General features: G+C 39.4%; 14 protein-coding genes and 1 tRNA gene. 9 read left to right on the top strand and 6 right to left on the bottom strand.

What is annotated here, in order from left to right:
- Positions 1-7 precede the first annotated feature (7 nt).
- The 3 genes from M3P19_RS10845 to M3P19_RS10835 form a co-directional block, all read right to left on the bottom strand.
- The gene (locus tag M3P19_RS10845; RefSeq protein ID WP_249657688.1) at positions 8-1,162 is read right to left on the bottom strand and encodes a serine hydrolase domain-containing protein; all 1,155 of its coding nucleotides are present in this window, start codon (positions 1,160-1,162) and stop codon (positions 8-10) included.
- A gap of 155 nt (positions 1,163-1,317) precedes the next feature.
- Positions 1,318-3,015 (bottom strand): gamma-glutamyltransferase, encoded by a 1,698-nt coding sequence (gene ggt / locus M3P19_RS10840; protein WP_249657687.1) that lies wholly within the window; start codon positions 3,013-3,015, stop codon positions 1,318-1,320.
- Between the two features lie 129 nt (positions 3,016-3,144).
- Complete coding sequence (locus M3P19_RS10835; RefSeq protein WP_249657686.1) at positions 3,145-3,960, bottom strand: hypothetical protein; 816 nt, start codon at positions 3,958-3,960, stop codon at positions 3,145-3,147.
- 370 nt (positions 3,961-4,330) lie between these two features.
- Between M3P19_RS10835 and M3P19_RS10830 the strand changes: the two genes are divergently transcribed.
- The 3 genes from M3P19_RS10830 to M3P19_RS10820 all read left to right on the top strand — a co-directional run bounded on the left by M3P19_RS10830 (position 4,331) and on the right by M3P19_RS10820 (position 6,606).
- Positions 4,331-4,888 carry a hypothetical protein gene (locus M3P19_RS10830; protein WP_249657685.1) on the top strand — a complete coding sequence of 186 codons (558 nt, stop codon included), beginning with the start codon at positions 4,331-4,333 and terminating at the stop codon, positions 4,886-4,888.
- 157 nt (positions 4,889-5,045) lie between these two features.
- Entirely contained in the window at positions 5,046-6,074 is a 1,029-nt protein-coding gene (locus tag M3P19_RS10825; RefSeq protein ID WP_249657684.1) for an amidohydrolase family protein, read from the top strand.
- A gap of 76 nt (positions 6,075-6,150) precedes the next feature.
- On the top strand, positions 6,151-6,606 hold the full coding sequence (locus tag M3P19_RS10820; protein ID WP_249657683.1) for a hypothetical protein: 456 nt from the start codon (positions 6,151-6,153) through the stop codon (positions 6,604-6,606).
- Between the two features lie 62 nt (positions 6,607-6,668).
- Here M3P19_RS10820 and M3P19_RS10815 read toward each other — a convergent pair whose 3' ends face one another.
- Positions 6,669-6,848: a hypothetical protein gene (locus M3P19_RS10815; protein ID WP_249657682.1), complete on the bottom strand. Its 180-nt coding sequence runs from the start codon at positions 6,846-6,848 to the stop codon at positions 6,669-6,671.
- Positions 6,849-6,914: 66 nt separating this feature from the next.
- Between M3P19_RS10815 and M3P19_RS10810 the strand changes: the two genes are divergently transcribed.
- Entirely contained in the window at positions 6,915-7,136 is a 222-nt protein-coding gene (locus M3P19_RS10810; RefSeq protein ID WP_249657681.1) for a helix-turn-helix domain-containing protein, read from the top strand.
- A gap of 139 nt (positions 7,137-7,275) precedes the next feature.
- Positions 7,276-8,787 carry a S41 family peptidase gene (locus tag M3P19_RS10805; protein ID WP_249657680.1) on the top strand — a complete coding sequence of 504 codons (1,512 nt, stop codon included), beginning with the start codon at positions 7,276-7,278 and terminating at the stop codon, positions 8,785-8,787.
- A gap of 165 nt (positions 8,788-8,952) precedes the next feature.
- Here M3P19_RS10805 and M3P19_RS10800 read toward each other — a convergent pair.
- Both M3P19_RS10800 and rseP read right to left on the bottom strand, forming a co-directional pair.
- Positions 8,953-9,026: transfer RNA gene (locus tag M3P19_RS10800), tRNA-Asn, on the bottom strand.
- Positions 9,027-9,089: 63 nt separating this feature from the next.
- Positions 9,090-10,424 (bottom strand): RIP metalloprotease RseP, encoded by a 1,335-nt coding sequence (gene rseP / locus M3P19_RS10795; RefSeq protein ID WP_249657679.1) that lies wholly within the window; start codon positions 10,422-10,424, stop codon positions 9,090-9,092.
- A gap of 152 nt (positions 10,425-10,576) precedes the next feature.
- Here rseP and M3P19_RS10790 point away from each other — a divergent pair, with 152 nt between their 5' ends.
- The 4 genes from M3P19_RS10790 to M3P19_RS10775 all read left to right on the top strand — a co-directional run bounded on the left by M3P19_RS10790 (position 10,577) and on the right by M3P19_RS10775 (position 13,941).
- Positions 10,577-11,251, top strand: a complete 675-nt coding sequence (locus M3P19_RS10790) for an SCO family protein (protein ID WP_249657678.1) — start codon at positions 10,577-10,579, stop codon at positions 11,249-11,251.
- 88 nt (positions 11,252-11,339) lie between these two features.
- Positions 11,340-11,582: a FeoA family protein gene (locus tag M3P19_RS10785; protein WP_249657677.1), complete on the top strand. Its 243-nt coding sequence runs from the start codon at positions 11,340-11,342 to the stop codon at positions 11,580-11,582.
- Positions 11,579-13,792, top strand: a complete 2,214-nt coding sequence (gene feoB, locus M3P19_RS10780; RefSeq protein WP_249657676.1) for a ferrous iron transport protein B — start codon at positions 11,579-11,581, stop codon at positions 13,790-13,792. The genes M3P19_RS10785 and feoB overlap by 4 nt, the downstream gene beginning before the upstream one ends.
- A complete protein-coding gene (locus M3P19_RS10775; protein ID WP_249657675.1) occupies positions 13,792-13,941 on the top strand; it encodes a hypothetical protein in 150 nt (49 codons plus the stop codon). Before feoB ends, M3P19_RS10775 begins: the two co-directional genes overlap by 1 nt.
- Positions 13,942-14,023 lie beyond the last annotated feature (82 nt).

Here is a 14,023-nt window from a genome sequence, read left to right as displayed (position 1 = left end):
GCGCATGCTAATTAAATAGTAGTTCTTCCATTAATGGCAATAGCTCACGAATTAGGTCAGTTCCCCTGGCACCATTTGTAAAAATGACGATTCCGTTTTTGTTAGTCAAACTACCGATAAAATGAGCTCTATAGGAATCATTGGCACCACCATGAGAAAACTGGATTTGATTGTTTTCCTCCTTGATCCGGGGACCCATTCCATAATCACTTGGCTCTACAGGAGTCATCATATCTTTTACCGTAGTTTGAGCAAGGAATTTACTGTTTCCGTCATAGGCTTTCATCAACTCCGCCATCAATTTGGAAAAATCCGCTGGAGTTGTCCATAAACCCGATGCCCCTGCTTCTGGCATAGCTTGATATCCTCTCGGTAATGCTTCTGGCCTTCCGTTTCGATTATGGGCCTTGGCAATATTTCCATAACGTTTAGGCAGCGGATTCTGATAACTACTCCTCTTCATGCCCAACTCTTGAAACAGTAGTTTATGGGCGATGTTGTATTGCGAGCCCTCCATGCAATCCTCAATAACCAATTGCGCAATTGTGGTGCCTCCGCCAGAATACCGAAAACGGTCCCCTACTGGAATATCCACATATACAGGTCTATTTTTCGCAGGAGATTTCCCTTCTAGAATCTGAACTGTTGTGGGTAATTCTTCGCCAGGATAAAAATCAGCGAACCCATGCACGGTCAATCCTGCAGTATGGGACAAAATATGACGCAGTGTTACAGGTTTTTTACGCGTGTACATATTTTCAGGTACTTTCCATGAGGTAAGATATTTGTTCACGTCTTGGTTCACATCAATCAATCCTAGTTCTTGCAGTTTCATGATCAGCACCGCAGTGCCTACCTTACTTACTGACCCAACGGAGAACATGGTTTCGGTATTGACCTTTTCCGATCCACCTTTTTGCAATACCCCGTAACCTTTGGTCCAGTCCAATTCTCCATTTTTTAGAATTGCAAAACTAATGCCCGCTACCCCAAAATCCTCCATTCTTGAATCCAAGCCATAATTGGAAAGCACTTCTTCATATTCGTTTACAACAAACGAATTGGCAATGGTATCCGGTATTACAGCAGTTGTTGACCATGATAAACTACCTAGGATAAAAAAGCCAACAACAAACGAAAGCAGAATTCTATAAGAGTTCATATGCAATGGTATTTTATTCTTTTAAGGAAATAAAAGTGAATTTTGGATTTCAGTCATCAAAAGGAAGAATTATAATTATTCAAGTACATGAAAAGTATAGATTCTTGGTGTTTCAATACCTTATACGCACCTTGGTAAACCTTCAATTTTCTATCCTAATAACCAGCCGCCTGCCCATCCTTGCGACTCTCAGAGGCACCATGATAGACTTTGTTCTCATCGTCCCACAGTATAGCTTGGTAGCCGCCATAAATTCCTCTTGCCGTGCCCATTCTATGGCCTTTGTCCATCAATCCACGAATGGTGGAATACGGAATTCCAGATTCTGTGCGAATCAAGCCCGTATCCTCGGTGGTAGCTCCCATTGGACTTGCTCCACCTGTATGATCCCATCTTGGTGCATCGCCGGCCTCTTGTATGTTCATTCCAAAATCAACCAAATTCATCACAATTTGTGTGTGTCCCATAGGTTGGAAGTCACCCCCCATAACCCCAAAACTTAGGTAAGGTTTACCATCCTTGGTTACGAAGGCCGGAATTATGGTGTGAAAGGGTCGTTTGCGCGGTTCATATGTGTTTGCCTGTCCTCGTTTAAGACTAAAAAGCTCTCCGCGGTCCTGAAGCATAAATCCTAATTTTGGAGGTGCCATACCTGAACCCATTCCACGATAGTTGCTTTGGATCAAAGAAATCATTGTGCCTTCATTGTCTGCAACCGTCATATAAATAGTCTCACCTGCGGAGATTTCACCGGCACTATACGTGCCAGCCCTATCGCCAATTAATGCCCTTCTGTCCTTTGCGTAATTCTCGGAGAGTAATTCGTCTACTGGGACATCAAAAAAGTCCATGTCCGCATAGTATTTTGCGCGATCTTCAAAGGCCAGTTTTTTAGCTTCCGTAAACAAATGAAGATGTTCAGCACTTCCGAATTCAATAGTTGAAAAATCATAGCCTTCCAAAATCTTCAGCATTTGAAGCGCAGCAATTCCCTGACCGTTGGGTGGCAATTCCCAAACATCATAGCCGCGGTAATTGATTGAAACTGGTTCTACCCATTCCGATTTATGTGCTGCAAAATCCTTGGCAGACAGAAAGCCCCCTTGTTCCTTGATGAACTTTCCAACAGTTTTGGCGATATCCCCTTTATAAAAAGCGTCTCTTCCACCTTCTGCGATTTTGCGATAGGTATTGGCCAAATAGGGATTTTTATAGATTTCGCCTTCGTCGGGTAATTTTCCGCCGTTTTGTGCTTTATAGGTATCCTCAATATTGGGGAAACCTTTGGATTCAAAAAATGGTACCGTACGTTGGATGTACCATGCGATAAGCTCAGTAAGCGGAAATCCTTTTTCAGCATAGTCAATGGCCGGAGCAAGGATTTCTGTCATTGGTCTGGAACCAAACTTTTGATGCAATTCAAACCAACCATCTACTGCACCAGGGACACTTACAGGAAGTGGTCCGTGGGATGGAATCTTCGCCATGCCCTGTTCTTGAAAATAGTCCAAAGTCAACTTTTGAGGGGAACGTCCACTGGCATTAAGTCCGTATAACTTTTTGGTCTTGCCATCCCAAACAATGGCAAACAAATCCCCACCTATTCCGCATCCAGTAGGTTCCATAAGACCAAGGGCCGCATTGGCCGCAATGGCAGCATCAATGGCATTCCCTCCATTTTTTAGCATTTCTAAACCTATTTGGGTGGCTAGGGGGTGACTGGTAGCCACCATTCCATTTTGTCCCAATACTACTGATCGTGTGGCAAAAGATTCCCCTGTAATTCGGTCTTGGGCAGTAGTAACCCCTGAGAGCAAGGCGAAGGCAAGAAAGCCCCAAAGTGATTTTTTCATTGTTTTCATCGTGTTTTTTAGGTACAAAAGTTAGTGGTGGTTCGTTTCCGTTGCAAAACAAAAAAGCAGGGGTCTTCTAATATTTAGAAGAAATCCCTGCTCTAATGTATTAAGAATTATACGCCAATATTATTCCGTTAAGCTAACCGTTCTGGTTACTTTGTTAAACGGTCCACTGATCATATTTCCTTCGGCATCTACCAATTCCAAGGTAATGGTAACATCTCCTACGGGCAATCCTTTGATCACATGTGGTGCCCATTCGGTAATCATAAACTCAGTATCGTTGACGGTGGCTTTTACTTTATTTCCATCTTCAGACAAGGATGTGTTCAACACGAAAAAGTCAAGGAGCAGATTTTCGGCATCCTTTCCGGCATATGTTCCTTTTGGACGGCTATATATTAGTGTAGGAGCTTCCATATCAAGTCCTAAAGAATCTGTGGCATTGGCCCCAACTTCCAGTTTTTTGACCACAACGGAGTTTTCGTTTTTCACAGACTCGTGGTAGGAACGACTCAAGAACGCCACCAAATGGTGTACCCCATTGGGGATTTCCTTGGCAAAGGCTGGCTCATAATGCGCTGAGTAGGGCTGGTTGTTCAGAATGAAGTGAATGTGCTGCCCTTTTCCAGAATTTGCCAATTGTTCCGCATTTGGACCTGCCGTTTGAGCTCCAAGTTCATAATCGTTCACGGTAAAGGAAAAATCCACACTGCCCCCATCTGCAATCTGAAGGTTTGATGGTTCTTCCAACTGCAAAACGGCATCCGCGTATGCAGGAGACCCTTCTAGTTTTTCCAATGTGATTTCAGGTGTTTCCGTGGTGGCCTCAACCTCATCCATCTCTTGTTCTGGTTTTTCCTTTGCTTGTTGCTTGCAGGATGCCAACACAAAAAGAAAAGCCAACATATAGGTAAATAATTTAGGTGTATTCATTTTCATTACGATCGTTTTTATTGTTGTTATACTTTGTTCTTGAGTTTATGCGCGTTGTTCAATTTCCAAGCCGGCACCTTACACCCAACCATCAACCGCCACAACTCTTTTGTAACCGACTCAAATTGAATTGCCTCCTTATATGAGGTAACCGCCTTTATTCCTTAAAAATACAACTTATGGAAATCTCCTACCACTTTTCATAAGCAAATCCGTTTTGTAGGATTCCCTTCAATACGTCTATGTGTGAAAATATTACTACGGTCTAGAAGCGGCCAGTACTAAAAAACGAAGGTTTACATCGATATTATTCCAAAATGGGGATATATAGCTGTATTTTACATTCATATAAACAAGTTGTGCGTAATTTGAGAAAATGAGTAATCTAACAGATGAAATAAAAGATATTGAAATCAAAACAGGACAGAATTTTCATTTTGACCTTGATAGAGAGTTTGAACTTATTTCTACAAATTTAGGTTTAAAGGAACAGGAATTTCTCAAAGCGGATTTTGAATTCTTTTTGGACAAAGGAAAATTTCTCGTAATAAACACTTTTGGCGGCGGAATTCTATTTTTAAAAGTACCTGAGCTCATAGAAAAGATAAAAGTTGATTATCGAGCAGACAAAAAAGATTTTAAGGCTTCTGTGATTTTTGAATCGGACATAAGAAAAGCTGAAAACATTAAATACAAACCAGAAATTGGCAAAATAGAATCAACTAACTGGAACACCAAAGCAATTTTTCCGAATTTTTATCAATATGAAAGTAAAATCCAAAAAGCTTTATTGATTATAGTTGGAAAGATTATAAAAAGAATTTGTGAATATGGACGGACAAACTTCGCCTATATGAAAATAGAAAATGAGTTCGAAATCGAATTGCTGATTAATGGACTTATCGAATCTAAACTCAAAGTTGAACTGAATTAAAAACTACGCATGACAATGGCTATAATTCAGCGTGGCAAAAAAACTAATTTGAACACTAAAACAATAAATACGGCCGATTTCTACTGCGGAACGATTCTGCCGAATCATTCCACGCCGAAATCATAGCCGAGACCGTTTGGGCGCAATTTTAATAAAAATGAGATTTACACTACTATTTATTCTTACCGCTATACTTTTTGGATGCAACTCCAAAAAAGAAAAGCAAACGGGATTGGAAAAAATTGAAGCTTACAAAGGTCCAATAATAGACATGCACATCCATGCGGATATTGAGCGTGACTTGCCTCCAATCTCCTTGGGTTTATGTCCACCATTTTCAACGCTGATTGAAAACTTTGATCCGCAAAACAAATTCGAGGATGTTTGGAATGAAAAATTTGCTCATCCTCAATGCGAAAATCCACTAATGTCTCCTAAAAGCTATAATGAATATTTAACGGGAGTAGAAACCCAATTAAAGAATCATAACATAGTTGCAGTAGCAAGTGGGTCAATAACTAACATTTTGGAATGGAAATCCAAATTCCCAAAACAAATCATACCTAGTCTTGAATTTCGGATAAACAGAGATAGTATTACACCTAACCAAATGAAATTACTAATTGAAGAAAATGGAATAATGGTTATTGGTGAAATCTCAAATCAATATGGCGGCATTGCGCCAAATGACCCAAGAATGTTCCCATATTATGAGGTAGCTGAAGAAATGGATATTCCTGTTGCCATTCATCTAGGTAGCGGAATTCCAGGAACACCATATATGGGTTACCCAGATTATGAAGCAAAATTGTCTAACCCATTGCTGTTAGAGGATGTTCTGAAAAAATTTCCAAAACTCCGTGTTTCGGTCATGCACTATGGTGAACCTTTTATTGATGAAATGATTACCATGCTATATCACTACCCTCAATTGTATATTGATATTGGTGGTATTCAGTGGGCATATCCAAAAAACTACTTTTATGAATACCATTTAAAGAAATTGATTTTAGCAGGTTTTGGTAAACGTATAATGTTTGGCTCTGATATGATTATATGGCCAGAGCTTATAGCGCATTCAGTGGATATAATCAATGAAACTCCATTTCTCTCTTATGAGCAGAAGGCCGATATATTTTATAATAATGCTTCAAGGTTTTTAAGGCTGGAAGGAAATACGAATTAAACTGTGCCCATCAATGGCTATAAATAATTGCGTTGCAATAATCATACCCGAGACCGTTGCTGTTTACAATTAACAAATGAACCGAATACTTGATTTTCTTAATGGACTCGATGATTACGAGCTAGCCTTTTTTATAAAATACAAGAAGGACTCATATATGAAAGTGACAAGAAAAATCATTTCGGACTTTCAATTGGAAAAGAACTTTTCGGAAAAAAAAATAGACCGACTCATTTCTGAAAATCCTAAATCAAAACTTACAGACGGAAAGGAAAGGTGTCCTCGTTGTTATTCAGACAAAATTCGCAAAGACAAAGTTGAATGGACAAACACCGGCGGTGGAATTGGAATCGATGATGAGATTGCCACATGGGATGGAGCTGGAGGACGTGCAACTTATAAAAATGAAGTGATTTGTAATGTTTGTGGGTTTTGGCTGGAAGACCCTAATCAGGAAAAACCATTACCGACTTCAAAAAAAATATTGTACGGAATTTGGGATCTAATACTCGGAGTATTCAGAAATATATAATAAATGTAGGAACATTGGCCATAATCCATTGCCCTTATCAAATTAAACCTTAAGCCAGGCCTTTAATTCCGTAATTCCAATATAACTCCTCTTAGCGCAGAAACAACCGACTGTATCTCTTTTCGGTCAAAAGAATCTTCCTCCAAATAGAAAAGCATCTCCACACCTAAATCAAGAATTTTAGCCAATTCTTCAGGAGAGCCGTAGGCATCATCATTTAAATGTATTGTTGTTTTCTTCAACTTGTCATATATGACATTAATTACCGTAAAGATATACCTTTTCTTGACTTGTCAAATATGGCAAGTATGGAAAAAACGGAAATGTTGAAGGCTTTGGGGGAAAACATAAAAAAGATTCGCTTGGAAAAAGGCCTGACCCAAGTTGATTTGGTGGGGAAAATAGAGGCTCGAATTGATACCACTAATATTTCCAGAATTGAAAAGGGCAGAACCAATGCAACCATTCATACGTTATACCGAATAAGTGAGGCTTTAGAAGTGCCCCTTTCCGACATTTGTAAATTGTAATAATCAAACAAAATCTATTGTTCGCAGAGATTCTAAGACGGGAAAAATTGTATTGATTGCTTAAATCAGAAGATAATTCTATTTAAAATTTTGTTCCTTACAAAGCTATCATCAGCTTAGCTATCAAAATCGTCATCAAATGAAAACTAGCACAACAATTTTCAAAATTTTTCGTGCATTATTCTTTTTGTTCATTCTTAGCCTATGCTTTAATTGTTTAGAAAAAGCGGAATCCACATCAAACCAGACATTAAAGTCCACCGGGGGCCCGCTTTATCAAGATTTACTAATCTATAGGCAGCGTATGGAGGCGCTAAATGCCGGAATCTACAGGTATACTTCAAAGGATTCCATGGATATCCTTTTCGAGAAAACGTTGGAACAACTGGATGAAAATATGGATGATAGGGCCTTCTATAGGCTAATAGCAAAACTGAATGATCATATCCATGACGCCCATACATCTATCCGACCAAGTAAAAGAATTAGAGGGGCAGCAATTAACACTAAAAAAATATTTCCGTTCGATATTAGATATGAAGACGATCATCTGTTAATCGAGAAAAACTTCTCGAATGATTCAAGCATAATCATCGGTTCTGAAATAACTTCCATTAACGGTAGAAACATCAAAGAAATTAATAGTGTGATTCTTTTAGGCCATACTACGGATGGGCACATTAAATCCCCTAAATATCATGTCATGAGTGATTTCTTTTGGCTCTACTATCACGAATTAGTTGATTCACTTGAGACCTTTCAGATAACACTTAAGGATAAATTAAGCAATAAATTTAGAGAGGTGAGTGTTGATGGTATTTCTTCAAAAATATTACTCGAAGATTACCAAAAGAATATCAAATACAGGGAGATAAACTTAGAGGTCAACACGGAAAGGAGTTTCGCTATTCTAACAATACCTCACTTTTTAGATCTTGGGTTAATCGAAAAGTTCAGATCTGTTTTTGCTCAACTTAAATTTGAAAAAATAAAAACGTTGATTATTGACATTAGAGACAATCCAGGCGGTTGGGATGAACTTAATCCTGAATTGTTCAAATATTTAATGAAAGAGGAATTTAAGTTTTATAATCATTTCACCTACATAGCAAGAAACAAAGAACATCTAAACCATGTGACCTTTGACACACTGGACTTTTTTTCCGATAAAGAACAAAAAGCTATCGGTAAGGATTCATTAAAGGAACTTTTCAGCAAACGAACACTTTCCGAATCCATTGAGCATTATATAAATACCAATCCGGCACAAGGAATACACAAACCTTACGATAAGCTAGTATTTGAGGGTGATATCTATCTCCTGTTTAATGGTGGCAGTATTTCATCTGGTGCTGAAGTTCCCGCATTCTTTAAAGAACATAATTTAGGGATTTTAGTGGGAGATGAACCCAATGGTGCTGTAGAGGGGGTTACAGCAGGCATCATGGGGGAATTAGTGTTGCCAAACTCCCAAATTAGGGTTATTGTTCCTTTAATTTCATACTATAGCAACGTCAGTCCTCCAAAACAAAAAGGTAGGGGTGCCATGCCAGATTATTACATTAAACAGACACTGGACGATGCAAAAAAAGGAAAGGATACGGCCTTAGAATTTATTTTTAAGCATATCACTGATAAAACACCTAAATAACTTATTTCACTGTATTATGAATTTTCATCACTTGATGAAATGATATTATGCGTTCCAAAACTTTAATGGATTTTGAAGATTTTAAACCCAACCTTTCACCCGTTGGAACAAAACACTTCCAACAAAAAAACCACCCACTTTCGTGGATGGTTTTAAATCGCTTTGCTCCCCCTCTTGGGCTCGAACCAAGGACCCTCTGATTAACAGTCAGATGCTCTAACCAACTGAGCTAAGGAGGAATTTTTTACCTTAAGCGGGTGCAAATATAGCAGTTTCTTTATAACACCCCAAACAATTTCTTCCTAAATAAACCTTTTGATAATATTCCAAATGTCATTACCAAAAATCACCACCATCAATCCCATTAAAATGACAAAACCAACTATTTGACCCCGCTCCAACACTTTCTGGCTTGGCGGTCTTCCGCTGATCATTTCATACAGTAAAAACATCACATGTCCGCCATCCAATGCCGGAATAGGCAAGACATTGATAAAGGCCAACCACACCGAGAACATCGCCATAAAACTCCAGAAAAAGCCCCAATCCCACATGGTAGGCATCATTTCTACAATACCAATGGGTCCTTTTACTTGTTTGTAGCCTTGGATTATAGGGTTAAAGATCAGTTTAAACTGCTTTACCTGTCGTACCAACACATTAATGGTTTCGATAAACCCTCTTGGAATGGCCGATGCAAAGCTGTATTCCTTGGTAATGGAAATCACCTCTTCGGCAATATTACTATCCGGTCTTATCCCAACTGGCAAACTATCCGGCACTTGAACCCTAAGATTCATCTTACGGCCATCGCGTAAAATATCCACGCTCAAGGTTTCCCCTCGATTTGAGCGGATTTGGGTGGTTACTTGATCCCAAAATTGGAGCTGTTGGTCATTGATGCGCTCAAACTTATCCCCTACCTGTATTCCAGCAGATTCTGCATTGGAATCATCTTCTACATGACCAATGACCAGCGATGGGAATCGTGGTACGATAAATTGTCTTCCCCTGCTTTCCAATGCCGCCTTTTTCCCTTCATCACTTAAAGGAACAAGCACTTCATTACCATCACGTAGCACCTTGATTTCGTCTCCAAACAGAATATCCATGGAAAGGTATCGGTCCAACTTCTCAACCTTCTTTCCATCAATTTCCAGAATCTTGTCCCCTGTTTTCAGACCAATTTTTTCACTGACAGGGTCAACATGCAATCCGTGTTCAATTTGGTTTACGGGAATATAGGTTTCGCCATTGTTCATGAACATAAAGGTGTAGATCACCCAAGCCAAAAGAAAATTGACAGTGACACCACCAAGCATGATGATCAAACGTTGCCAAGCCGGTTTGCTTCTAAATTCCCATGGTTGCGGTTCTTCCTTCATTTGGTCTGTATCCATGCTCTCATCGATCATTCCCGCAATCTTAACATACCCGCCTAAAGGCAACCATCCAATACCATATACGGTCTCTCCAATTTTCTTTTTGAAGAGCGAAAACTTTACGTCAAAAAACAAATAGAACTTCTCTACTTTGGTTTTGAACAATTTTGCAGGAATAAAATGTCCTAACTCGTGCAAAATCACCAAAACAGAGATGATCACTATAAACATTACGATCTGAATAAATAGATCCATTAGCTTCTATATCTTTTATTAAGCCAACAAAAGTAAGCTTTTAGGCCTGTTATAAAAAGATGAATCAAATCAATCCCCTTATTTAAGAAAGTTTTAGCAACAAAACCTCGGTTTCATTTGAAGATTATTTATCTCGGATGTAATTTTGTACCATGCTTCAATTTTTCTCTAAGTTCAAGTTTTTTGGCCTCGTTTTACTGGCTTTGTCCGCCGTAATAATTTACCTGTTTTACAACGCCTTGCAACCCAAGAAAACACTCCCCGTGTTTCAACCCAATATGGTGGCCCAGGAACTTGTGGACAGCAGCTTGCACTACACCAAAAAATACCACACCATAGCGGATTTTGCGCTTTTGAACCAAAACGGCGAAACCGTGACCCAGGATACCTATCAAAACAAAATTTATGTGGCTGACTTTTTCTTTACCACCTGCCCTACCATTTGTCCCATAATGACGAAAAACATGGCAGAAATCCAAGGTTCAATACTGGATAAGGAAGATGTGATGCTACTTTCCCATTCCGTCACACCCGTTATTGATTCAGTACCCCAATTAAAAAAATATGCATTGGAAAAAGGCGTGATAGACCAAAAATGGAACTTGGTCACTGGGGATAAAAAACAGATTTATGAGTTGGCCAGAAAATCGTATTTAGCGGTCAAAACCGATGGTGATGGAGGACCGTTTGACATGATCCACACGGAGAATTTCATTTTGGTGGACAAGGAACGACGAATTCGTGGGTTTTATGATGGCACCAATCAAGAGGAAATACAAAAGTTACTGCAGGATTTGGAAGTATTGGAAGCAAGTTATGCCGAGTAAGCTTGAACTTAACGGATACCTTAGAATGCTTGTTCCTTCGTTTTTGCCTATTTTTGTCTCTTAATTAAAATCAATCTAAATAAGTTAGGTGGCTACAGTATTGGATTTACAAGAAGGGCAGCTGGGTGTAATCAAGGAGTTTTCAGACACCGCACTTCCCGTAAAACTTTTAGAATTAGGTTGTTTGCCTGGAAATACTGTGAAATTGGTGCAAATCGCTCCCTTAAAAGACCCTATTTATATTGACGTTAACGGCAGTCATATTGCCATTAGACGTTCCTTGGCTCAACAGATTGAACTTGATATTGACGAAGATTCCACCTCCGTATGAGCGAAAACATCAATGTTGCATTAATAGGCAACCCTAATACCGGAAAAACCTCAGTTTTTAATCAGCTCACTGGTCTAAAGCAAAAAGTTGGGAACTATCCTGGCATTACCGTAGAAAAGAAACAAGGGGTCTGCAAACTTCCAAATGGCACTAAAGCCAATATTCTAGATCTTCCTGGAACCTATAGTTTAAACACCACATCGTTGGATGAAAGCGTAGTGGTGGAGTTGTTGCTCAATAAAAACAACAAGGACTATCCAGATGTGGCGGTTGTGATCAGTGACGTCGAAAATTTAAAACGGAATCTTCTGTTGTTTACACAGATCAAGGATTTAAAAATACCTTCCATTCTGGTCATCAATATGTCGGATAGGATGTCGCGTAAGGGAATTTCCTTGGATGTTTCAGTCTTGGAACAAAAATTGGATACCAAAATCGCCTTGGTAAGTACACGAAAAGGACAAGGTATTGATCAAATCAAATCCCTGATTGCAGATTACCAAAACTTATCCAATACCGGAAATTTGGATACCTCAAGGATTGCTCCGGAGTATTTCAATCAATTGCAAAAGGCTTTTCCAGAGGAGGACTTGTATAAATTATGGTTGGTCATCACCCAGGATGTAAACTTCCTGTCCATTGAAAAAAAGCGTATTCAAGATGCCACCTCTTTTTCCACAAAATCAGAAAACGAATTAAAGAAATTACAGCATCGGGAGACCGTGTTGCGCTACCAATTTATCAATAACGCATTGAAGGAAACCTATAAAGTGGACACGAATGCTGCGACAGGATTCCGTGCCACTTTGGATAAAATCTTAACCCATAAAGTTTTCGGTTATGTTATCTTCTTTGGTATTCTATTATTGATTTTCCAAGCCATTTTTGATTGGAGCAGTTATCCACAGGATTTTATTGACGAACAGTTTGCGGCAGCGGCCGAATGGATGAAAAGTACGCTTCCGGCTGGAGTTTTTACGGATTTATTGGCCGAAGGTATACTCGTTGGTATCGGCGGTATCGTCATTTTTGTACCTCAAATTGCATTTTTGTTCCTGTTCATCTCCCTGTTGGAGGAATCAGGGTATATGAGTCGTGTGGTATTTTTAATGGACCGATTGATGCGTCCTTTTGGCTTGAGCGGTAAAAGTGTGGTCCCTCTTATTTCCGGAACTGCATGCGCCATCCCGGCCGTTATGGCAACGCGAACTATTGAAAGTTGGAAAGAACGCTTGATCACCATTTTAGTTACGCCATTTACCACGTGTTCGGCAAGACTACCAGTTTATCTCATCCTCATCGCATTGGTGATACCAGATGGTTCCTTTTTAGGCATCAGCTATCAAGCCCTTACCTTGATGTTGCTCTATCTGCTCGGGTTTGGAATGGCAATTTTATCAGCATCTGTATTGAACAAGATACTAAAGATCAAAAGTCGCTCTTTGTTTATGATTGAGATGCCCACTTACAGGTTGCCCCTGTTTAAAAATGTGGCGTATACGGTATTGGAAAAGACCAAAAGCTTTGTATTTGGAGCTGGTAAGATCATTTTGGCCATATCGATTATCCTCTGGTTTTTGGGTTCCAATGGAATTTCAGACCAATTTAAAAACGCGGAGGAAATTGTTGGTCAAAGAATTGAAAATGACGGGCTCAGTCCTTACAGTCAAAACTACATCCAAAACAATATAGATGCGTATTTGGCAAGTGATGTAGTCAATGACCAAGATGCGAATGGCGAATCTATTACCCAGCTTCGATTGGAGTTGGCCGAGAGAGCCAAAGCCCAGGAAATTGCCAGTTATAAATTGGAACATTCTTTTATTGGCTATGCGGGAAAAGCAATAGAGCCCATTGTAAAACCGCTGGGATATGATTGGAAGATAGGTATAGCAGTGCTCACTTCTTTCGCTGCTCGTGAAGTATTTGTTGGGACCCTAGCCACCATATATAGCGTAGGTAGCGACGAGGAAGAAACAATTAAAAATAGGATGGCCGCGGAGTTGGATGAAACAGGAAGGAAACCCTTGTTCAATCTTGCTTCTGGTATTTCCTTGATGTTATTCTATGCCTTTGCCATGCAATGTATGAGTACGCTCGCCATTGTAAAACGGGAAACCAACAGCTGGAAATGGCCAATGCTGCAACTGGTCTTCATGAGTGTTTTTGCGTATCTTGTGGCTTTAACGGCATTTCAAATTCTTAATTAATGGATTCCATTCAACACTTACTGGTTTATATCACTGTTGCCATTGCGGTAGGGTATTTGGTATGGAAGTTTTTATTACCAAAATCTTTGGTTTCCAGTAAGAAGGGTAACTCCAAATCCTGTGGACAGGATGGGTGTGGATGTGACTAATCCCAAATTTCTTCTCTTTTTTTTCCATTCGGATGTAACCTTTTTTAAATTCCTGACTATATAGGATAACTAAATTGGCTAA

Origin of the sequence: Flagellimonas spongiicola, from assembly GCF_023502425.1 — a bacterium.
Taxonomy (GTDB): Bacteria; Bacteroidota; Bacteroidia; order Flavobacteriales; family Flavobacteriaceae; genus Flagellimonas; species Flagellimonas spongiicola.
This window is presented reverse-complemented; position numbering and strand designations above follow the sequence as displayed.